Source organism: Pseudomonas sp. SCB32, from assembly GCF_009189165.1.
In the GTDB taxonomy this organism is placed as follows: Bacteria; Pseudomonadota; Gammaproteobacteria; order Pseudomonadales; family Pseudomonadaceae; genus Pseudomonas.
The window spans coordinates 502,317-523,360 of sequence record NZ_CP045118.1; the positions used below are offsets into that span (position 1 = coordinate 502,317).

The 21,044-nt window shown below is 66.6% G+C and carries 20 protein-coding genes; 11 read left to right on the top strand and 9 right to left on the bottom strand.

Annotation, left to right across the window (positions count from 1 at the left end):
• Nucleotides 1-7 precede the first annotated feature (7 nt).
• On the bottom strand, nucleotides 8-1,384 hold the full coding sequence (gene dbpA, locus GA645_RS02350; RefSeq protein WP_152219610.1) for an ATP-dependent RNA helicase DbpA: 1,377 nt from the start codon (nucleotides 1,382-1,384) through the stop codon (nucleotides 8-10).
• A 321-nt stretch (nucleotides 1,385-1,705) separates the two neighbouring features.
• Here dbpA and GA645_RS02355 point away from each other — a divergent pair, with 321 nt between their 5' ends.
• Both GA645_RS02355 and GA645_RS02360 read left to right on the top strand, forming a co-directional pair.
• Complete coding sequence (locus GA645_RS02355; RefSeq protein ID WP_015475193.1) at nucleotides 1,706-1,918, top strand: cold-shock protein; 213 nt, start codon at nucleotides 1,706-1,708, stop codon at nucleotides 1,916-1,918.
• Between the two features lie 90 nt (nucleotides 1,919-2,008).
• Nucleotides 2,009-2,536, top strand: coding sequence for a RimK/LysX family protein (locus GA645_RS02360; RefSeq protein ID WP_152219612.1), 528 nt, complete (start codon nucleotides 2,009-2,011; stop codon nucleotides 2,534-2,536).
• On the opposite strand, the gene mdtD is transcribed toward GA645_RS02360, so the two are convergent.
• On the bottom strand, nucleotides 2,537-3,973 hold the full coding sequence (mdtD, locus tag GA645_RS02365; protein WP_152219614.1) for a multidrug transporter subunit MdtD: 1,437 nt from the start codon (nucleotides 3,971-3,973) through the stop codon (nucleotides 2,537-2,539). It lies immediately after the preceding gene.
• 305 nt (nucleotides 3,974-4,278) lie between these two features.
• Between mdtD and GA645_RS02370 the strand changes: the two genes are divergently transcribed.
• Both GA645_RS02370 and GA645_RS02375 read left to right on the top strand, forming a co-directional pair.
• A complete protein-coding gene (locus tag GA645_RS02370) occupies nucleotides 4,279-4,812 on the top strand; it encodes a DUF2780 domain-containing protein (RefSeq protein ID WP_152219616.1) in 534 nt (177 codons plus the stop codon).
• 101 nt (nucleotides 4,813-4,913) lie between these two features.
• Entirely contained in the window at nucleotides 4,914-5,468 is a 555-nt protein-coding gene (locus GA645_RS02375) for a DUF2780 domain-containing protein (RefSeq protein ID WP_152219618.1), read from the top strand.
• Between the two features lie 8 nt (nucleotides 5,469-5,476).
• Here GA645_RS02375 and GA645_RS02380 read toward each other — a convergent pair whose 3' ends face one another.
• Nucleotides 5,477-6,361 carry an acyltransferase gene (locus GA645_RS02380; RefSeq protein ID WP_152227861.1) on the bottom strand — a complete coding sequence of 295 codons (885 nt, stop codon included), beginning with the start codon at nucleotides 6,359-6,361 and terminating at the stop codon, nucleotides 5,477-5,479.
• A 166-nt stretch (nucleotides 6,362-6,527) separates the two neighbouring features.
• Between GA645_RS02380 and GA645_RS02385 the strand changes: the two genes are divergently transcribed.
• The 5 genes from GA645_RS02385 (at nucleotide 6,528) to GA645_RS02405 (ending at nucleotide 11,335) form a co-directional block, all read left to right on the top strand.
• Nucleotides 6,528-7,055: an ATP-dependent zinc protease gene (locus GA645_RS02385; RefSeq protein WP_152219619.1), complete on the top strand. Its 528-nt coding sequence runs from the start codon at nucleotides 6,528-6,530 to the stop codon at nucleotides 7,053-7,055.
• A 66-nt stretch (nucleotides 7,056-7,121) separates the two neighbouring features.
• Entirely contained in the window at nucleotides 7,122-7,808 is a 687-nt protein-coding gene (creB, locus tag GA645_RS02390) for a two-component system response regulator CreB (RefSeq protein ID WP_152219621.1), read from the top strand.
• Nucleotides 7,808-9,226 carry a two-component system sensor histidine kinase CreC gene (gene creC, locus GA645_RS02395; RefSeq protein ID WP_152219623.1) on the top strand — a complete coding sequence of 473 codons (1,419 nt, stop codon included), beginning with the start codon at nucleotides 7,808-7,810 and terminating at the stop codon, nucleotides 9,224-9,226. Before creB ends, creC begins: the two co-directional genes overlap by 1 nt.
• Before the next feature lie 352 nt (nucleotides 9,227-9,578).
• A complete protein-coding gene (creD, locus tag GA645_RS02400) occupies nucleotides 9,579-11,024 on the top strand; it encodes a cell envelope integrity protein CreD (RefSeq protein WP_152219625.1) in 1,446 nt (481 codons plus the stop codon).
• A 23-nt stretch (nucleotides 11,025-11,047) separates the two neighbouring features.
• Nucleotides 11,048-11,335 carry a hypothetical protein gene (locus GA645_RS02405; protein ID WP_372239795.1) on the top strand — a complete coding sequence of 96 codons (288 nt, stop codon included), beginning with the start codon at nucleotides 11,048-11,050 and terminating at the stop codon, nucleotides 11,333-11,335.
• A 288-nt stretch (nucleotides 11,336-11,623) separates the two neighbouring features.
• Here GA645_RS02405 and GA645_RS02415 read toward each other — a convergent pair whose 3' ends face one another.
• Both GA645_RS02415 and GA645_RS02420 read right to left on the bottom strand, forming a co-directional pair.
• On the bottom strand, nucleotides 11,624-12,247 hold the full coding sequence (locus GA645_RS02415; protein WP_152219629.1) for a glutathione S-transferase family protein: 624 nt from the start codon (nucleotides 12,245-12,247) through the stop codon (nucleotides 11,624-11,626).
• A 16-nt stretch (nucleotides 12,248-12,263) separates the two neighbouring features.
• Nucleotides 12,264-13,223: a lyase gene (locus GA645_RS02420; RefSeq protein ID WP_152219631.1), complete on the bottom strand. Its 960-nt coding sequence runs from the start codon at nucleotides 13,221-13,223 to the stop codon at nucleotides 12,264-12,266.
• 80 nt (nucleotides 13,224-13,303) lie between these two features.
• On the opposite strand from GA645_RS02420, the gene GA645_RS02425 reads away from it, so the two are divergent.
• Nucleotides 13,304-14,161 (top strand): protein phosphatase 2C domain-containing protein, encoded by an 858-nt coding sequence (locus tag GA645_RS02425; RefSeq protein ID WP_152219634.1) that lies wholly within the window; start codon nucleotides 13,304-13,306, stop codon nucleotides 14,159-14,161.
• 240 nt (nucleotides 14,162-14,401) lie between these two features.
• Here GA645_RS02425 and GA645_RS02430 read toward each other — a convergent pair whose 3' ends face one another.
• The 3 genes from GA645_RS02430 to GA645_RS02440 form a co-directional block, all read right to left on the bottom strand.
• A complete protein-coding gene (locus tag GA645_RS02430) occupies nucleotides 14,402-16,798 on the bottom strand; it encodes a TonB-dependent siderophore receptor (protein WP_152219636.1) in 2,397 nt (798 codons plus the stop codon).
• Nucleotides 16,799-16,975: 177 nt separating this feature from the next.
• A complete protein-coding gene (locus GA645_RS02435; RefSeq protein WP_152219638.1) occupies nucleotides 16,976-17,938 on the bottom strand; it encodes a FecR domain-containing protein in 963 nt (320 codons plus the stop codon).
• Nucleotides 17,935-18,453, bottom strand: coding sequence for an RNA polymerase sigma factor (locus tag GA645_RS02440; RefSeq protein WP_256676050.1), 519 nt, complete (start codon nucleotides 18,451-18,453; stop codon nucleotides 17,935-17,937). Before GA645_RS02440 ends, GA645_RS02435 begins: the two co-directional genes overlap by 4 nt.
• Nucleotides 18,454-18,626: 173 nt before the next feature.
• Between GA645_RS02440 and GA645_RS02445 the strand changes: the two genes are divergently transcribed.
• Complete coding sequence (locus GA645_RS02445) at nucleotides 18,627-19,379, top strand: glutathione S-transferase family protein (RefSeq protein WP_152219642.1); 753 nt, start codon at nucleotides 18,627-18,629, stop codon at nucleotides 19,377-19,379.
• 53 nt (nucleotides 19,380-19,432) lie between these two features.
• Here the strand turns inward: GA645_RS02445 and GA645_RS02450 are convergent, their stop codons facing one another.
• The gene (locus GA645_RS02450) at nucleotides 19,433-20,962 is read right to left on the bottom strand and encodes an NCS1 family nucleobase:cation symporter-1 (protein ID WP_152219643.1); all 1,530 of its coding nucleotides are present in this window, start codon (nucleotides 20,960-20,962) and stop codon (nucleotides 19,433-19,435) included.
• Nucleotides 20,963-21,044: the final 82 nt, after the last annotated feature.

Consider the following 21,044-nt stretch of genomic DNA (forward strand, 5'->3'; position numbering starts at 1 on the left):
GGTGGTGTCAGAGAATGCGCGCCTTGAACGAGCGCCCCTTGATCTTGCCTTCGTTGAAGTGCTTGAGCGCCTGCTTGGCGCTGTCGCGCTCCACGGCGACGAAAGCCTGGAAATCGAAGATGGCGATCTTGCCGACCTGGGTGCCCTTGAGCCCGGCATCGCCGGTCAGCGCGCCGAGGATGTCGCCGGGGCGCAGCTTGTCCTTGCGTCCGCCGGCAATCGACAGGGTGGTCATCGGCGGCAGCAGCGGGGTGTCGTTGGCCTTGAGGAAGTCGATGCGCTCCCAGTTCAGCGGCGCGCCCTGCAGGTCCTCGATGGCCTGGGCGCGGCTGGCCTCGGCAGGGGTGACCAGCGACAGCGCCAGGCCCTTCTCGCCGGCGCGGCCGCTGCGGCCGATGCGGTGCACGTGGACCTGCGCATCGCGCGACAGCTCGACGTTGATCACCGCTTCCAGGGCGGCGATGTCCAACCCGCGCGCGGCCACGTCGGTGGCCACCAGAACGCTGCAGCTGCGGTTGGCGAACATGGTCAGCACCTGGTCGCGCTCGCGCTGCTCCAGGTCGCCGTGCAGGGCCAGGGCGGAAATCTTCCGGGCATTGAGCTGCTCCACCACTTCCATGCACTGCTGGCGGGTATGGCAGAAGGCGACGCAGGACTGCGGGCGGAAATGCTGCAGCAGGCGCACCACGGCATCCAGGCGCTGCTTCGGATCGATCTCGTAGAAGTGCTGTTCGATCTGGCTGTCGTCGTGCAGCGCTTCCACTTCCACGCGCTCGGGGTTCTTCAGGAACTTCGCCGCCAGTTGGCCGATGCCTTCGGGGTAGGTGGCGGAGAACAGCAGCGTCTGCCGGCGCGCCGGCAGCTGGCCGATGATGTCGGCGATGCTGTCGTAGAAGCCCATGTCGAGCATGCGGTCGGCTTCGTCCAGCACCAGGGTGTTCAGGCCGTCGAGCTTCAGTGTGCCGCGGCGCAGGTGCTCCTGCACCCGGCCCGGGGTGCCGACCACCACATGGGCGCCGTGCTCCAGGGAGCCGATCTGCGGGCCGAAGGGCACGCCGCCGCAGAGGGTCAGCACCTTGATGTTGTCGGCGGCGCGGGCCAAGCGGCGGATTTCCTTGGCCACCTGGTCGGCCAGCTCGCGGGTCGGGCACAGCACCAGCGCCTGGCAGCCGAAGTAGCGCGGATTCAGCGGGCTGAGCAGGCCGATGCCGAAGGCGGCGGTCTTGCCGCTGCCGGTCTTGGCCTGGGCGATCAGGTCGCGCCCCTTGAGGATCACCGGCAGGCTGGCGGCCTGGATCGGAGTCATCTCGCGGTAGCCGAGGGAATCGAGGTTGGCCAGCAGGTCGGCCGACAGGGGAAGGCTGGAGAAGGCGGAGGTGGTCACGAAAGAGGCCCGGGTGAATCCATATGGCCGCGCAGTGTAGCAGGAGGGCGCCCTCCAGCGGGCCAGGATACCGGCCGCGCAGGGCTTTGCGGCCACTCGTCAGAAATCGCGCGACCGCGCTCATATGGTTTTTTATACAGATTCGCTTTCCGCAGATTTTTGTCGTAGAGTGCCTGAACTGTGTTTGCATGGGTCGCCGTCGATCGTGACCTGATGCGGTCGGTTATTCCACCCCGTCCTGCTCGACTCCTTGTAACTCCTTGCAACTCAGTTCCTGGCCACTCGCGTGGCTAATTTCCAATTCGTTCCAAGGAGAACACCATGTCGAATCGTCAGAACGGCACCGTCAAGTGGTTCAACGAGACCAAAGGCTACGGCTTCATTACCCCGGAAAGCGGCCCGGACGTATTCGTTCACTTCCGCGCTATCGAAGGTAACGGCTTCAAGACCCTGGCCGAAGGCCAGAAAGTCAGCTTCGAAGTCGTGCAGGGCCAGAAAGGCATGCAGGCCGAGCGCGTTCAGGTGATCAACTAAGATCCCCTGGCGTCAGCCAAAGAACCCCGGGTGGAAACATCCGGGGTTTTTTATTGCCTGAAGCTGCCATCCCGTCCGGAGTTTTGATCCATGTCGTCGCCCGTCTTCCGCCTGCTGGCCCTTGGTCTGTTCGCCGTCACCGGCACCTGCGCCGTTGCGGCCGACGAACCGGCTCAGCCCGCCCAGCCCACGAACTGGGGATGGGTCGAAACGATCAAGTTGATGCCCGAGGAAGCCGCCTTCAAGGCCCGGCTGGATACCGGCGCGCAGACGTCCACGATGGACGCGCGCAACATCGTCCGGATCAAGAAGAACAACGAGCGCTGGGTGCAGTACGACGTGATGGTCACCGACCCCTCGACCGGCAAGGAACTGCGCCTGCCCTTCGAGCGCAAGATCGAACGTGTGCTGAAGTTCCACAACGCCAGCGGCGTTGAGCGCAGCCCGGTGGTGCTCATGGACGTGTGCCTGGGCAACAAGGTCTACCGCGAGCAGTTCTCCCTGCGCGACCGCCAGGGCCAGGACTACCCGGTGCTGCTCGGCCGTCGCAGCCTGGAGCACATGGGATCGGTGGACTCGTCGAAGACCCAGACCCTGGCCCCCACCTGCAAGCCCTGATCAGTGCTCGCTGACGTTGTTCTCCGGATCGACCCGGCGCGGCGCGGTGCGGCCATCCTCGGCATTGAGCTGGAAGAAGATCGCCGCCGCCAGCATCGACAGTAGTCCGACGCTCATATAGGTCGCGTGGAAGGCCGACAGCACGTCGCCCTGCGCACTCTCCATATCGCCATTGAAGCCCCCCAGCAGCGCTGCCGCGCACGCCACGCCCAGGCCAATAGACAACTGCATCACCACCGAGAGCAGGCTGTTGCCGGCGCTGGCGTTGTCGTCGCGCAGGTCGATCAGGGTCAGGGTATTCATGGCTGTGAACTGCAGCGAGTTGATCCCGCCCAGCACCGCCAGTTGCGCCAGCAGCAGGGGGTATGACGTGCCATGGTCCACCAGGCCGAGGCTGGCGATCATGGCGCCCAGCAGCAGCGTGTTGCCCACCAGCAGCTGGCGGTAGCCGAACAGCTCCAGCAGCGGCTTGGCCAGCGACTTGATCAGCATGGCGGCCAGGGCCATCGGGATCATGGTCATCCCCGCCTTGGCCGGCGAGTAGCCCAGCCCGACCTGCAGCAGCAGGGGCGTCAGGAATGGCAGCGAGCCGCTGCCCAGGCGGGCGAACAGGTTACCCAGCACGCCCACGGCGAAGGTGCGGGTACGGAACAGCGACGGATGGAACAGCGGCGCCTCGACGCGCAGCGCGCGTAGCCAGTATGCCGCCAGCAGGACCAGGCCGCCCACCAGCAGGAGCACCACGCGCACATGGGGCATGTGCAGCTCGCCCAGGCCTTCCAGGGCGATGGTGATCAGCACCATGGCGCCGCCGAAGAGCAGGAAGCCGACGCTGTCGAAGCGCGTGGCGCGCGCGCCGCGCAGGTCCGGCATCAGGCGCAGGGCGATGATGAAACCGATCAGCCCCACCGGCAGGTTGATCAGGAAGATCCAGTGCCAGCTGGCGTACTCCACCAGCCAGCCGCCCATGGTCGGGCCGGCGAGCGGGCCGAGCAGGCCGGGGATGGTGACGAAACTGAGGATCCGCACCAGCTCGCTGCGCGGGTAGACCCGCAGGATCACCAGGCGCCCTACCGGCATCATCAGTGCGCCGCCGATGCCCTGGACCACCCGTGCGCCGACCAGGATGCCGAGGGTGGGCGACAGCGCGCAGAACAGCGAGCCAAGGCTGAACAGGAAGATCGCGAAGAGGAACACCCGGCGCGTGCCGAAACGGTCGGAAATCCAGCCGGAGGAGGGGATCAGCAGCGCCACCGTGAGCAGGTAGGCGATCACCACGCCCTGCATGCGCAGCGGGTCCTCGTTGAGCGAGCGGGCCATGCTCGGCAGCGCGGTGTTGAGGATGGTGCCGTCCAGGGCCTGCATGAAGAAGGCGATGGCCACCAGCCAGGGCAGCAGGCGGGCCACGCGGGGCGTCAGGGTGAAGGGTTCGCTCATGATCGATCCATCGGTCAGGGATGGCTCTAGCTTAGGGAATGTTCGGCACTGGTGGGGAGTTTCAAGGGTGTGCCGTGCCTTGCCCTCATCGGAAGAGGCTCTGCATGCGCGCCTGCTGCGGTCATCCGGCGGGACCTTCTATGTGTTTGGAAATGCCTGTGCTAGACCTTTACCGGCCATCTTTTTCCGTCGTTGTGATGCAGCGCCGCGTTTCACCGAGGCCACCGATCATGGCGGAACGATGTCACTGCCGACCGGTCGATATGGCGTCCGGTCGCTTGCCGGAATTCCCAAAGGAGACAGCGATGTCCGTCAAACCCAGTGCCACCCTCGCCCTTGCCGCCCTGCTGGCGGCCTCTTCCGCATTTGCCTTCAACCTTGGCGACGCCGCCAAGGCGGTATCCGGCGCCACCGGTGGCAGCACCGCACAGGTCGCCGCCACGCCGCAGGCCAGTGGTCTGCTCAGCGCTCTGACCGGCCAGCTCGGGGTCAACGAAGAACAGGCCGTGGGCGGTACCGGCGCGTTGCTGGGCCTGGCGAAGAACCAGCTCAGCGGCGGCGACTACTCGCAGCTGCTCAAGGCCGTTCCCGGCCTCGACAAATTGTCCGGCGCGAGCGCGCTCAGTGGCCTGGGTGGCCAGCTTGGCAACTCGGCGGCCAGCAGCATGCTGGGCAACGTCAGCAGTATGGGCGATGTGAACAAGGCCTTCGGCGCGTTGGGCATGGATCAGAGCATGACCGGCAAGTTCGCTGGTGTGCTGCTGGACTACTTCGGCAAGCAGGGCGTGAACAGCCAGCTGCTGAGCAGCTTGAGCGGTCTCTGGGGCGCTGGCGCCTGAGTTGACAGGCCGTCGGACGGCGTGGAACCGCCGGCGGCCCGCTTTGTCATATCGACGACCCGGTCCCTGTTCGGGGCCGGGCATCCTCTCCGGAGCCGTCGATGTTCGCCAAATCCGCCGCTGTCCTGGCCGCCGCCTGGCTGGCCGTATCTCCCGTGTTCGCTGCCACCTTCACCGAGACCGCGGAACCTGCGCCGTCGGCTGAGGCTCCTGCGCAGACGGCCAATGCCCTGTTGAGCAACCTGACCCGCCAACTGGGCGTCAGCGAGCAACAGGCCATCGGCGGCACTGGCGCTTTGCTTGGGCTGGCCCTGAACACCCTGAAGGAAAACGACAGCACCCAGCTGCAGAAGGCCATGCCGAACATGCAGCAACTCTCCGGCAACGAGTCCATGGGCGACCTGGGCGGCGTGCTGGGTGGCCTGGGCGGAGCCGCGGCGCTGCTCGGCGGGATCAACAACCTGCAGGATGTCGACCAGATCTTCGGCGTGCTGGGCATGGACCAGTCGATGATCGGTCGCTTTGCCGGGGTGATCCTCGACTACTTCACCGAACAGGGCCTGAGCAGCCAGTTGCTCGGCACGCTCGGCGGCCTCTGGGGCATGCCCGCATCGCCGGCGTTGAAGGTGCCGCCGGTTACCGGGCGCGGGGTATAGAGCCCGCGTCAGAACTCCTGGCGCAGTGCCTCGATACGCGCGTCCTTCTCTTCCCACAGGCGCGAAACCCAGGCCTGCACGTACTGACGGAATTCCGCGTCGTTCTCGTAGTCGCCCTGCCACAGCGCGGGGTCGATTTCGCGCGCCTGGATATCCACGATCACCCGTGGCACGCGTCCGCACAGCAGGTCCCAGAAGCCCGGTCGTGGGCCCTTGGGGTAGACCAGGGTGATGTCCAACAGGGTATCGAGCTGTTCGCCCAGTGCTGCCAGGACGAAGGCGACGCCGCCAGCCTTGGGGCGCAGCAGGTTCTTGTAGGGTGACTGCTGATTGGCCTGCTTGGCCGGGGTGAAGCGGGTGCCCTCGAGGTAGTTCACCACGGTCACGGGCATGCGCTTGAACTTCTCGCAGGCGGCCTTGGTGATCTCCAGGTCCTTGCCCTTGAGTTCCGGGTGCTTATCCAGGAAGGCCTTGCTGTAGCGCTTCATGAAGGGGTAATCCAGCGCCCAGAAGGCCAGGCCGAGGAAGGGCACCCAGATCAGCTCCTTTTTCAGGAAGAACTTGAAGTAGGGCGTCTTGCGGTTGAACGCCTGCACCAGCGCCGGGATGTCGACCCAGGACTGGTGGTTGCTGATCACCAGGTAGGAGGTGTCGCCGCGCAGCTGGCTGGCGCCGCGGATGTCCCAGACGGTCGGGGTCATCAGCGCGAAGATGGCCTTGTCGATTTCCGCCCAGGTCTCGGCGATCCACATCACCCCGCGTGAGCAGGCGTCCTTGGCCGCATGGCCGGGGAGGACCAGCTTGAGCAGGGCGATCAGCAGCATCGGGCCGATCAGGACCAGGGTGTTGAGCAGCAACAGGAGGCTGGCGATGATGCCGGCCAGTGCTTGCATGGAGAGTGCCCGCGTGGAGAGTGCCTGCATGGCGATCCGGTTCCTTGTGCGACGGTGGCGCGGCCATGATACGCAGACAATTCCCCTGGCCCAAGCGGGACGCTATGGCGAACCAAGGGCCGTCGTGCTAGTCCTATGCGCACATGTCCCACCCCGGAGATTCTGCGTGAAACGCGCCCTCGCCCTGCTATCCCTGTTCGCTCTGCCCAGCCTGGTGCTGGCCGCCCAACCCAAGCTCTACGGCCGCTACGAATGGGTCAGCCTGCCCGAGCTCAACCAGACGCTGCAGGCGAAGATGGATACTGGCGCCTACACCTCGTCGCTGTCGGCCAAGGACATCCAGATCTTCCAGCGCGACGGCGAGGACTGGGTGCGCTTCAAGCTGGCCACCAAGGACGGCGGTGACTCGGTGTACGAGCACAAGCTGCTGCGCATCTCCAAGATCAAGAACCGCGCCGACGGTGCCGCCGAGGACGAAGAGGAAGACCGCAACCCCGGCCTCAGCCAGCGCCCGGTGATCGAGCTACCGGTGTGCCTGGGCGGTGACCAGCGCACCATCGAGGTCAACCTGACCGACCGCAGCCACTTCAACTACCCGTTCCTGATGGGCACCAAGGGCCTGCGCAAATTCCACGTCGCGGTCGACCCCGGTGAGCGCTTCACCGCCGGAAAACCGAACTGCTCTGGCGGCTGAGGCCCCGATTGACGCGGTGCCGGGCTTGCGGCACCGTGCCGGCAGATTCCACGGAGCCGGAACCCCATGCCGCACATCCTCATCGTCGAAGATGAAGCCGCCATTGCCGACACGCTGCTTTACGCGCTGCAGGCGGAGGGCTTCGAGACTACCTGGCTGAGCCTGGCTGGCGCTGCGCTGGAGCGGCTGCAACGCGAGGGCTTCGACCTGGTCATCCTCGATGTCGGCCTGCCGGACATCAGCGGCTTCGAAGCGTGCAAGCGGCTGCGGCGCTTCTCCGAGGTGCCGGTGATTTTCCTCACTGCCCGCGACGCCGAGATCGACCGGGTGGTGGGGCTGGAAATCGGCGCCGACGACTACGTGGTCAAACCCTTCAGCCCGCGCGAAGTCGCCGCGAGGGTGAGGGCGATCCTCAAACGTACCGCGCCGCGCGAGACGCCCGTTGCAAGCAATGGCAGCGGTCCCTTCGAGGTGGACGAGGCGCGTGCGCAGATCCGCTTTCACGGCCAGCCGCTGGCGCTGACCCGCCATGAATTCCGTCTGTTGCAGACCCTGCTGGCGCGTCCGGAACGGGTGTTCAGCCGCGAGCAATTGCTCGATGCACTGGGCGTCTCCGCTGACGCCGGCTACGAGCGCAATGTCGACAGCCACATCAAGAGCCTGCGCGCCAAGCTGCGCCAGGTCGCCGCCACCGCCGAACCCATCCAGACCCATCGTGGCCTGGGCTACAGCTACGCGCCGGACAAGAGCTGATGCGCCTGTCGCTGCGGATCTTCCTGGTCTACTTCTTTTTCGTCGGGCTGACCGGCTGGTTCGTCCTGCGCACGGTGATGGACGAGATTCGCCCCGGCGTGCGCCAGTCCAGCGAAGAGACCCTGGTGGACACCGCCAACCTGCTGGCCGAGGTGCTGCAGGCCGACGTGAAGAGCGGCACCCTCAGCCAGAGCCGGCTGCCCGAGATGCTCCGCGCCTACGGTGCGCGCAGTCCGCAGGCGGATATCTGGGGAGTGAACAAGACAGCGGTGAGCCACCGCATTTACGTCACCGATGCACGCGGCATCGTCCTGCTGGATTCCCTCGGGCAGGCGGTGGGCCAGGACTATTCGCGCTGGAACGACGTCTACCTGACCCTGCGCGGACAGTACGGGGCGCGCTCCAGTCGTGAGTCGGCGGACGATCCGGAGTCCTCGGTGATGTATGTCGCCGAGCCCATCCGCGATGGCGAGAAGATCATCGGCGTGGTCTCGGTGTCCAAGCCCAACCGGACCCTGCAGCCCTACATCGACCGCTCCCAGCGTCGCCTCGCCTGGCTCGGCGCCGGGCTGATCGTCCTTGGCCTGCTGGTCGGCGCGCTGTTGTCCTGGTGGCTCAGCCGCTCGCTGGGGCGCCTGACCCGCTACGCCCAGGCGGTCAGCGAAGGACGGCGCGCGGAACTGCCGCGCTACCGGGGTGGCGAGATGGCGCAGCTGGCCGCCGCAGTCGAGCGCATGCGCGTGCAGCTGGAGGGCAAGGCCTATGTCGAGCGCTACGTGCATACCCTGACCCACGAACTGAAGAGCCCGCTGGCGGCGATCCGTGGCGCGGCGGAACTGCTCGACGGCGAGATGCCGGCCGAGCAGCGCGCGCGTTTCGTCGGCAACATCGCCGGGGAAAGCGAGCGGCTGCAGCAGTTGATCGAACGTCTGCTGAACCTGGCCCAGGTGGAGCAGCGCCAGGGGCTGGAAGAGCGCGAGCCGGTGGCCCTGCACGGGCTGGTCGATGAACTGATCGACGAGCGTCTGGCGCGTGGGCAGGGCGTGCAACTGGCGAACGATATCCCCCTGGAGGTGACTGTGCTGGGCGAGCGCTTCCTGCTGCGCCAGGCGCTGGGCAACCTGCTGGACAATGCGCTGGATTTCACGCCGCCCGGTGGCACGGTGCGCTTTTGCGCTGAGCCGGAAGGCAACGGCTGGCGCGTCGAGCTGTTCAACCAGGGCGAGGCGATTCCCGACTTCGCCCTGGCGCGCCTGACCGAGCGCTTCTACTCCCTGCCGCGTCCGTCCAGTGGGCGCAAGAGCACCGGGCTTGGGCTCAACTTCGTCGCCGAGGTGGCGGCGCTGCATGGCGGTGGGCTGAGTGTCGAGAACGTCGATGGCGGGGTGCGGGCGAGTTTGTCGCTGCCGGAGTCATAGCGCGCCTATCGGCGCTGTTCGCGGGCATGGCCCGCTCCTACAGGGAGCGGCGGGGCTGTTTCCGTAGGAGCGGACCTTGTCCGCGAAATCCATCGCGGCGGCGCTCGTTCCAACCGGGAAATACTTGCGTATTGGGCCCGCGTAAACGACCCCTGTCCGAGGCTGGTTTGCGGTTCAGAAAGAGCATCGCGGAGAAGGGCTAGGCGCCCCCCTCGCTCCTACGAGAGCGTTGCGCCGGTAGGGGGACTGCCTTCGCCACAAAAACTCCACACAGTCTCCACATTCACTCCCCGGCGCCACCATGTCCGCGCCCCAAGCTCTCTTCGTCGTCCACCCACGGAGAGCCCTCCCCATGAATCGCCAACTCGGCATCAAGCTCGGCGCCATCGCCCTGCTGATCGTCCTCCTGCTGATCCCCCTGCTGATGATCGACGGCCTGGTCGACGAGCGTCAGAACTACCGCGACGGGGTGCTGCAGGACATCGCCCGCAGCGCCAGCTACAGCCAGCAGCTCACCGGCCCGCTGGTGATCGTGCCCTACAGCCGCACCGTGCGTGTCTGGCGCCTCGACAAGGCCAGCCAGCAGCGCGTGCTGCAGGAGCGCGAGATGCGCGGCCGCCTGTACTTCCTGCCGGAGACCTTCCTGCTCGACGGGCAGATGCGCACCGAGCTGCGCCACCGGGGCATCTACGAGGCGCGCCTGTATCACGCGGACAGCAAGGTCAGCGGCAGCTTCGTGCTCCCGGCCAACTACGGCATCGCCAGCGACCTGGACAGCTATCGCTTCGATGCCCCTCTGCTGGCAGTGGGCATCAGCGATGTGCGCGGCATCGAGAACGCACCGAAGCTGAAGGTGGGCGACGAACTGCGCGATTTCCAGCCCGGTACCCAGAGCCAGTTTCTCGGCAATGGCGTGCACGCCGTCCTGCCGCTCAAGGCCAGCGACCGCGAACAGCGCTTTGACTACGCCTTCGAGCTGTCGCTGCTGGGCAGCAGTCGCCTGGACATCACCCCGGTGGGCCGCGACAGCCAGGTCAACCTGCTGTCGGACTGGCCGCACCCCAGCTTCGGCGGCGAGTTCCTGCCCACCGAGCGCAGCGTGAGCGACCAGGGCTTCAGCGCACGCTGGCGCACCAGCTTCTTCGCCACCAACCTGGAAGACCAGCTGCGTGCGTGCACCGCACCGGCCCAGACTGATGTCGCCCGCGCCGTTACGGAGGAAGACCCCGATGCATCGCGCGCCGCTCCCGCCGTGTGCAATGAGTTCGGCAATCACCGCTTCGGTGTGGCGCTGGTGGACCCGGTGGACCAGTACCTGAAGACCGACCGCGCGGTGAAGTACGCGCTGCTGTTCATCGTCCTCACCTTCGCCGGCTTCTTCCTCTTCGAGGTGCTCAAGCGCCTGGCCGTGCACCCGGTGCAGTACGCCCTGGTGGGCATGGCGCTGGCGCTGTTCTACCTGCTGCTGTTGTCGCTTTCCGAGCACCTCGGCTTCGAGCTGGCCTACCTGATTTCCGCCAGTGCCTGCGTCGGCCTGATCGGTTTCTACCTCTGCCACGTGCTGCACAGCCTGTGGCGCGGGGCCGGTTTCAGCGCCGGGCTCGCCGGGCTCTACGGGATGCTCTACGCACTGCTCAGCGCCGAGGATTACGCGCTGCTGATGGGCTCGCTGCTGCTGTTCGGCGTGCTCGGTGGCGTGATGGTGCTGACCCGCCGGCTGGACTGGTACGGCATCGGCAAACCGGCACGCGACGACGAGTTGTCCTTTTCCCTGAGTGAAGTGCGCGTCGAGCGCTGAGGAGCATGGCCATGCCGAATCTGCTGCGTCTTTTCCTCTGCCTGCTGGCCGGTCTGCTGCTCGCCGGACTCTGCCTGCCAGTGCTGATGCTGATCGGTCGCTTCGACTGGATTGCGCTGTTGATTGCCGCCGGCAAGCCGCTGGCGCATCTCGCCCTGCTGTTGCCCGGTGGGTTGTGGGAGCAGCTCACCGGCGTGGAGGACGCGGCGCACAACCCCCATGTGCGCTCCTTCCTCGAACTGTGCGCTGGCGTTGGCCAGATGGGCTTGCTGCTGGCGCTGCCGCTCTACCGGCTGGGGAGAGCGTCATGAGTGCCTGGCGCGGGTTGCGCGAGGAGCGCGATGCCGGAGGCCGGCTGGCGCGACGCATCGCCGGGTTGTTCGGGCAGGTGATGGGCAAGCGGGTGGTGCGCGATGAGCGGTTTCAGCGGCGGGTGGTGAGGCACGCTCAGTCCGTGGTGATGACCTGGCGCACGGGCCTTGCCCTCTCCCCAACTGCGGAGAGGGTACTGGGCGGTGCGGGCTGGCGGGTGTGGAGCACGCCGGCCCGACTCTCAGGCTCTGCAGGATGGGGGGAGCGCAGCGATACCCACCAGGCTGTCAGGTCGGCACGGTCGCCTGCAGCGATGGCCGCTGGCTGACCTCGGCGAACCACGTCGCCAGCTGCGGGAACTCGGCGCGCCAGTCCCAGTGCGGCTGGCGGAAGTCCAGGTAGCCCAGGGCACAGGCCACGCCGATGGCGGCGACGTCGAAGCGCTCGGCCAGTTCGGCGTGGGCCGGGCCGTCGAAGTAGGCGAGGGTACGGACGATCTTCAGTTGCTGGTTGTCGAGCCAGGTGTCCCAGTGCTTTTCCTGCGGGCGCATGGCGGTCTCGTAGCGAATCAGCACGGCGGCATCCATCACCGCGTCTGCCAGCGAGGCCAGGGTCAGGCGCCGCCAGCGCGCCGGGCCGTCGCGCGGGATCAGTGGCTCGCCCGCGTGTTGCTGGTCGAGGTATTCGAAGATCACCCGGCTGTCGTGCAGGGTCTGGCCATCGGCCAGGCGCAGGGCGGGAATCTTGCCGGCGGGGTTGTCCTGGACCACGCCGGCATCCGGCGAGATGGGGGTGTGGACGGCGGCGTAGAGTTCGACCTGGTCGAGCTGGCCGGTCTCGTGCAGCAGGACCATGAGCTTGCGCACGAAGGGCGAGGCGGCGGCGTGGAACAGGATGGGACGGACGCTCATGGATTCTCCTCGGCGTTCATTCGTGGATGACCACCAGGCGGTCGGTGCCGGATTCGGCACCCCAGACCTCGCCCGGTCGGCCCAGCAACTGGCGCACGTTGGCGTGCTCGCGGTCGCTCGGATAGGCGGTGAAGCGTTCGCTCTGCGGGTCGAAGCTCAGGATGGCGTTGCCGGCGAAATCGCTCAGCCACACCTGGTCCATGGCGTCGACGAAGAGGGCGTAGGGTTGCGGATGATCGCCCGGCAGCTTCCAGGTTTTCCACTGGTTGTTGTCCGGATCGAAGCGTGCCAACTGGCCGGCTTTCCACTGACTGATCCACAGCCGCCCGACCGAATCGGACCACAGCCGGCGCGGGCCGCTGCTGGCGGTCGGCGAATCGATGCGGGTGACCTTGTCGCCGACCGGGTCGATATGGCCGATGTAGTCGCCGGCCAGTGAGGCGTACCAGAGCTCGCCGTCAGGCGTCACGGCGATGCCGTACGGGCCCTTGCCCTTGGGCGCCGACCAGACCTTGAGTTCGCGGGTGGTCGGGTCGAGGCGGCCGTAGAAACCGTTCTGGCCGGTGAACCACAGGATGCCATCGTCATCGAAGACACCAGTATTGAGGTTGGCCTTGGCCGCCTCCTTGGGCAGCGGAATGACCTCCACGCCCAGGCGTTCGCTGTCGACATGGACGATGGCATTGAGCCCGCCGTCGGTGATCCAGGCGTCGCCATTGGGCGCGGCCACTACGCCGTGGGGTGCGGAGTCCTTGCCCAGGTCGACCTGCTCGGTGGCGCCGGTCTGCGGGTCGAGCCGGCCGAGTGCGTGGGCGTGCTGTGCGGTGTACCAGACCTTGCCGTCCGCCGTGGGTGCGACGTCGTGCGGGCCGGAGCCCTTGGGCACGTCGAAGTACTTCACGCTGGCGGCATCGGCGCTGCCGGCCAGCAGCAGGCCGACGAGCAGCAGGGGCAGGGCGCGCAGGGTGGTGGACATGGGGCTCTCCTTGGCGGGTCCGGAATTGGCTGAGACTGTACGCCGAGCTCGGCGTTCAGCGATATGCAGGAGTGAAGCGCGTGACAACGATACAACTACTGGGGGCGGCTTGCCGCCAGGGTTCGCCGGTCAACGACGATGCCATCGGCTACACCGCGGGTGCGGCCTGGGTGCTTGACGGCGCCACCAGCCTGGGGCCGGGTCTGGTGGATACGCAGAGCGATGCGCGCTGGCTGGCGCAGTGCGCCAATGGCCATCTGCAGCGGTTGCTGGAAGCGCAGCCTGGGCTGCCGGCCAAGGACTTGCTGCGGGCCTTGCAGCAGGGCATTGCCGAGGACTTCCGGCGTGACGCCGGTGTCGACGCCACGCCAGAGCTGGACCTGCCCACCGCGTGCCTGAGCCTGCTGCGTGTGCTGGACGACGGTTCGCTGGAACTGCTCAACCTGTGCGACAGCCGTATCCACCTGGCCTGGGACGATGGCCACGTGGAGAGCTTCGGCGACACGCCGCTGGAGGCGCTGGACCGGCAGTCGGTGGAGCGCCTGCTGGACCTGCGCGAGATGCACCCGGACTGGAGCCACGCCCAGCTGTTCCAGGCCAGCCGCGAGTGGGTGCGGCGCAACCGAAAGCTGGCCAACACCGCGCAGGGTTACTGGGTGCTCGACCCGACCGATCGCTGGCTGCCGCAGGTGCAAAGACGGGTGCTCGATCCTGCGCGGCTGAAGGCATTCATGCTGGTGACCGACGGCTTCGACCGCCTGCTGGAGTTCCGCCGCTACGGACTTGCCGCGCTGTTCGAGGCGCTGCCGGAGCGTGGGGTGGTGGCGCTGATCGACGAGTTGCGGGCACTGGAGTCCGCCGATGGCCAGGCGCTGGAGCATCCGCGCCTGAAAATTCATGACGATGCCAGTGTGGTCTGGGGAGCGTTGCGCCGCTGAGGGTTACCCGGCAGCAGGGCAGGCTGGTGATTGCGTAGGCGCGGACTCCGTCCGCGATGCTTTCCTACGACGTCTTCTGGGCTCCCGCGTGCGCGGGAGTGACGGTGCAAGGTATAGCCCTCCTGTAAACGTCATCCCCGCGAACGCGGGGACCCAGAAGACAACCCTTAGGACGTGCCAGAGACAGTCGCTCCAGTAAGAGCCCCCGAAATCATCCGGCAGTCGAATCCGCCCCTCTCATCACCACTTGTAGGTCAGGCTCGCCACCACCTTGCGCTGGTCGCCGTAGTAGCAGTAGTAGCCGTCGCAGGTGGAGATGTAGTCCTTGTTGAACAGGTTGGTCGCGTTGACCGCCACCGAGGTGCCGTTGAGGCCGCTGGACAGCTTGCCCAGGTCGTAGTGCACCGCGGCGTCGTACAGGGTGTACGAGCCCGCGTAGCCGTCGTAGGTGTTGGCCTGATCGCCGTAGGTGTCGCCCACGTAGCGCACGCCGTAGCCGACGCCGAAGCCGTCGAGGGTGCCGGCGTGCCAGGTGTAGTCGGCCCACAGCGCGGCCTGGTTGCGCGGGATCAGCTGCAGGCGGTTGCCGGCGTAGATGCCCTTCTTCACCTCGGTGTCGGTGTAGCTGTAGCCGCCGACCAGCTTGAGGTTCTCGGTCAGGTTGGAATTGGCTTCCAGCTCCAGGCCGGTGACCTTCACCTCGCCGGTCTGGCTGGTGACGGAGACGCCACCGATGTTGTCGGTCACGCTCACGTTCTTCTGCCGCAGGTCGTAGACGGCGGCGGTGAGCAGGGTGTCGCTGCCCAGCGGCTGGTACTTCACCCCCAGTTCCCACTGCTTGCCTTCGGTGGGCTTGAACGACTCGGTGGCGGAGACGTCGGCGCCACTGGCCGGCTGGAACGACTCGGCGTACGACAGGTACGGCGCCACGCCGTTGTCGAACAGGTAGCTCAATGCGGCGTTGCCGCTGAACTTGCTGTCGGACTCGGAGTTGGTGGCATTGCCCTTGTTGTGGAACCGGGTGCCGGTGTGCACCCAGTCCTGGCGGCCGCCGAGGGTCAGGCGCCAGTTGTCCAGGGCGATCTGGTCCTGCACGTAGGCGCCAGTCTGGAAGATGTCCTGGTCATAGTCGTAGGTTGCATCCGAGCGCGGCGGACGGACGATGGGCTGGCCGTAGATCGGGTCGTTCACGCTGGTCGGCGGCACGTTGTAGCCGTAGATCGCCAGGTAGCTGGTGTCAGTGCGGTTGTGGTCCAGGCCCAGCAGCACGGTGTGGCCGAGCGCGCCGGTCTGGAAGTCGGCCTGGAAGTTGTTGTCCACCACGAACTGGGTGACGTCCTCGTCCACCGAGGTGCTGACGCGGCTGAGGGTGCCGTCGTCGCTGACGGTGTCCAGATAGCCACCGGGGGTGAGGGCGTCGAAGCTCAGGTCGTTCTTCATGTAGCGCAGGTTCTGGCGGAACTGCCAGACGTCGTTCAGCCGGTGCTCGAAGCTGTAGCCCAGCCACCAGGTGGTGCGGTCGTAGTTTTCCCAGTCCGGGTCGCCCAGGTTCTTGTGGTGCGAGATGTCGCCGAAGGGGGCGTCGTACTTGGTGCCCTTGAGCGGCAGGAACTGGGTGGTGATGCCGGTATCGTCGCGGGTGAACTGGCTGAGGAAGGTCAGCCTGGTGTCGTCGTCGGCATTCCAGGTCAGGCTCGGCGCGAGGTTGTAGCGCTTGTCCGGGATGTGGTCGATCTGCGTGTTGCTGTCGCGCGCCACGCCGCTGACGCGGTAGAGCAGGCGGCCTTCGCCGTCCACGGGGCCGGTGCTATCGAAGTTGATCTGCTTGTGGTTGTAGTTGCCGCCCTGCAGCTGGACGGCGCTGGCCTGCTCGGCCTGTGGGCGCAGGCTGGTCATGTCCAGCAGGCCGCCGGGCGGGGTCTGGCCGTAGACCGAGGAGGCCGGCCCGCGCAGCGCGGCGACGCGCTCCAGGTCCCAGGTTTCCAGCTTCGGGTTGGCGTAGATGCCGGTGGCCATCGGCAGGCCGTCGAGGAACTGGGTTGGCTCGAAGCCGCGGATGCGCAGCCAGTCGGAGCGGGTATCGCTGCCGAAGCTGCTGGCGACGGTGCCGGGCATGTAGCGCACGGCGTCGTCGATGTTCTGCACCGCACGGTCCTGCATCTGCTCGCGGGTCACCACGGAGATCGACTTGGGGGTTTCCAGGATCGGCGTATCGGTCTTGGTGCCGATGCGCGAGCGGGTGGCGACGTAGCCGACCGCCGGGCCGTCCGGGTCTTCCTGGGCGGCGCTGATGGTGGTGGCGGACATCGACAGGGTGTCGCCCGGTTCCGGGCGCAGGCTGTAGCTGCCCGAGCCGCTTTCCACCAGCTCAAGCCCGGTGCCCTGCAGCGCCTGGCGCAGCGCTCCGACGGTATCGAAACGGCCCTGCACGGCGTGGGCATTGCGGCTCTGGGCCAGCGCCGGGTCCAGGCTGAGACTCAGGCCGCCTTCGGCGGCGATGCGGTTGAGCGTGCTGGACAGCGGGCCAGCCGGCAGCTGGTAGTCACGCTGGGCATCGGCGGCGAAAGCCGGGGAGCCCAACAGGATGGCGGTCGCCAGCAGGCAGGGGCGGAGCGAAAGGTCGAACGGGCGGCGCATGGACAACGACTCCTGAATAAAACGTTCTCGATGCCTCCTTGCCGAACGAGAAATGAAAAGTGATAGGGCTGGGTGAAGATTTTTTTCGCGGGGTGTTCCGAAGGGTTCGCGGGAGCGACGGTCTCATGCCCATTCCCGCACACGTCATCCCCGCGAACGCGGGGATCCAGATAAGCATCAACTACGCGGCACCACGCGCGCCCACCAGGGGCCATGCCGCTCGATCCGCACCGGCAGACTCGGCTCCAGCGAGCTCAGCGCCAAGCCGATGTTGTGCAGAGGGAAGCTGCCGGTGATGCGCAGGTCGGCCACCGCCGGGTCGACGGCGAGGTAGCCCGGACTTTCCCGCGACAGCCGCTCGACCAGATCGGCCAGGCGCACGTTGTCCACTACCAGCATGCCGTGGGTCCAGGCGTCGGCGGTGGCGCTGTTGGCTTCCACCGGGCCGAGGCCGTCGGGCCTTACGCGCACGTGCCGACCCTGGGGAATGACCTTTTCTTCCGTCAGTGCTCCGGGGCGCGCGGCAACGGCCGATTGCAGGACGCTGAGCAGGGTGCCGTCATCGCCTTCGCGTTCCACCAGGAAGCGCGTGCCCAGCGCGCGCAGGCGGCCGTCGCGGGTCTCGACGATGAAGGGGCGGCTGTCGCCGTGTGCGGTTTCCACCATGATCTCGCCGCTGAGCAGGACGATGCGCCGCTGCTCGGCATCGAAGCGCACGTCCACGGCGGTACGGCTGTTGAGGTGCAGCAGGGTGTTGTCGGGCAAGCGCAGCTCGCGCTGTTCGCCGGTGCCGGTGAGCAGGTCGGAGAAGGCGTACTGCACCGGCAGGTAACGATTGCCCACGCCGAGTGCCAGTGCACCGACCAGCAGCAGTGACAGACCGCTTCCCGCCAGCCGGCGGACCTTCTGCTGTGCCTCCCGCGGCGAGCGCAGCAAGGCATTGCGCGCCGCCTTGGGCGCGGCGCCGGCAAGGCTGCGGTCGAGCATGCCCAACTGGCTCCAGGCGCGCGCGTGCTCGCTGTGTTCGGCATGCCAGCGAGTGAAGGCGGCCTCGTCATCGGGCCGGCTTTCGCCTGAGCCCAGGCGCAGCTGCCAGCTGATGGCCTCGTCGAGCACGCGCAGGGATACCGGGCCGTTCACGTTGGCGCTCCGTACAGCGCGATGTAGCACTGGCGCAGGCCCTGTGCGATGTACTGGCGCACGCGCGGCACGGAGACGCCAAGTTGTTCGGCGATCTCAGCGTGGCCCAGGCCGTCCAGGCGGTTGAGCAGGAAGGCGCTGCGCGCGCGGGCCGACAGGCTGCCGAGCAGGCGGTCGATTTCGCGCAGGTCGGCAAGGATGAGGCAGTGCTCTTCCACCGAAGGCTGCACGGCTTCGGGCAGGTGGTGCAGTTCTTCCAGGTAGGCCTGCTCCAGCGCCACGCGGCGCCAGTGGTCCACCAGCAGGCCCTTGGCGACGGTCACCAGGAAGGCGCGGGGTTCGCGCAGGGACGGCAGCTCGCGGCGGCCGAGCACGCGGACGAAAGTGTCCTGACTCAGGTCTTCGGCACGCTGCACGCAGCCCAGGCTGCGATTGAGCCAGGCGGTCAGCCAGTCGCGATGATCGCGGTACAGCACAGCCACGCGTTCGCCATTGCCAATCTGGACGGCCGACACCCGTTGCTCCCCCATGCCCAATATTGGGAAGTAATTTAATAACGAGAACTATTCGCAAATGATCGCAGACTGCCGCTATCGCTGCAATCACGCCCGTCGGCTTTTATCGGCCAATCGCCGGTAGATCGACGGCGTTCTACAATCGATCCTCTGCATTCCACCGGATATCCGATATGCGCGAACCCCTGCTGATCATTGGCTCCTATCTCTCGCCCTACGTGCGCAAGGCTCTGGTCATGCTCGAACTCAAGGGCGTGGATTACCGTATCGACTCCGTCGTGCCCTTCTACGGCAACGACGAATTCGAGCGCCTGAGCCCGCTGCGCCAGGTGCCGGTGCTGGTGGACGGCGAGCTGGTGCTCAACGATTCGTCGGTGATCTGCCAGTACCTGGAAGAGCGTTATCCACAGCCCGTGCTATACCCGGCGGACATCGCCCAGCGTGCCCGCGCGCGCTGGATCGAGGAGTTCGCCGACGCCCGCATGGGGCAGGTAGTGATCTGGCAGTTGTTCGACCAGTTGGTGATCGGCCGTGGCGTCTGGGGCCGCGAGCCGGATGCGGCGTTGCTGGAGAAGACCTACCAGCATGACCTGCCGGCGGTATTCAATTATCTGGAAGCGCAGTTGCCGGCCAACGGTTGGCTGTTCGGCGAGCTGTCCATCGCCGACATCAGCATCGCCTGCTTCATGCGCAACGCGCAGTTCGCCCGCTACGAACTGGATGCCCAGCGCTGGCCGAAACTGGCGGCGATGCTCGCGGCGGCCTTCGCGCTGCCGGCGTTCCAGAAGCTCAACACGTTCGAGCGCGCCATCGCCCGCACGCCGATCCTTCAGCAACGCGAGGCGCTGATCGCCGCTGGCGCGCCGGTCAGCGAGGTCAGCCACATGCGCGAACAGCCGGTGCGCGGACCGATGAGCCGCAGCTGACGCGTTGAACGAACAAGGCCGCCCATGGGCGGCCTTGTTGCTTTTGCACAGTCTTAGTGGTGCGCGGCATCCACCGCGATGGACTCGCCGGAAACGTCCGCATGGAAGCGCTTGCGGTCCGCCAGGGTGTAGTGGATCAGCGCGCCGAGGCCGGCGCCGAAGAACCAGGAGAACTGCGACAGCGCATCGAACGCCGGCACCAGCGCCAGCACGATGGCGATCAGCGCCGCCGGAATGAAGGCCGCCACGGCACGCAGGTTGATTCCGCCGCTGTAGTGGTAGGCGGCTTCGCGGCATTCGCTGTAGAGCTCCGGCAGGTTCACCCGGCCACGGCGCACCAGGTAGTAGTCGGTGACGATGATCCCGTACAGCGGGCCGAGCAGGGCGCCCAGGCCGCCGAGGAAGTACACGATCACCGCCGGGCTGTTGTACAGGTGCCAGGGCAGGATCAGCACCGCGATGGTGGCGCTGAGCAGGCCGGCGCGTCGGAAGTTCAGCAGGTTCGGCGCGAGGTTGGTGAGCACGTAGGCCGGGGCGACGAAGTTGGCCATGATGTTCACCGCCACGGTGACGATCAGGAAGGCCAGGCAGGCCAGTACCAGGCCGGTGGTGTCGGGGATGGCGGCGACGATCTCGGTCGGGCCCTGCACCAGCTTGCCGTCGATGCTGAATTGCGCCCCGGCGAGCACCACGGCGATCAGCGCGAAACCCAGCATGTTCACCGGCAGGCCCCAGAAGTTGCCCACGCTGATGGTGCGGCGGTCCGGGCAGTTGCGGGTGAAGTCGCAGAAGTTGAGGATCATGGTGCCGTACAGCGAGACCCACAGCGCGGCGGCGCCGAACACTTTCAGCCACATCGCCGAGCCGGTCGGCGCATTGCCGCTGGACCAGGAAATCGACAGGCCGCTGCGCCAGTACATCCAGCCGGCGAGGGAGGCAAAGGCGACCAGGATGATTGGGCCGGCGAAGGATTCGTAGCGCCGCACCATTTCCATGCCGTAGGCGAAGATCACCAGCTGCACGCACCAGATACCGAGGAAGGTGATCCAGCCGAGGGTCGACAGGCCGAGGATCGAGTTCTGGTCGTAGGGCTTGAGGTCCGGGGCGATGGCGGTGAGCAGCACGCGCAGGACCACCGAGGCGAGGTAGGTCTGGATGCCGAACCAGGCGATGGCGATCACCGCGCGGATCAGCGCCGGAACCTGTGCGCCGTGGATGCCGAAGCTGATCCGGCACATCACCGGGTAGGGCAGGCCGGTCTTCTGGCCCATGTAGCCGGAGAGGTTCATCAGGCCGTAGATCACCAGCGCGCCGAGGGCGAAGGCGACGAGGATCTGCGCGCCGCTCATGCCGAGGGCGAAGAGGCCGATGGCGAAGGAGTAGTTGGCGATGTTGTGCACATCGTTGGTCCACAGCGCGAACAGGCTGTAGCGCCCCCAGCTGCGGCCTTCGGCCTTGGTCGGCGCGAGGTCGGCGCTGTACAGGCGCGGGCTCAGGGTCGGCGCGGCGCCGCTGATCGGGGCCGCGCTGTCGACAGGTTGGATGGGGGAAACTCCGGACAGATGAGAGGGACTGGAATTCATGGGCTGCTCGGTTTTTGTATGCACGGCTTTTTAGGTTTGTATGCAAAAGCCAATTCCATGCCAGGGTGCATGGAGCGATTCC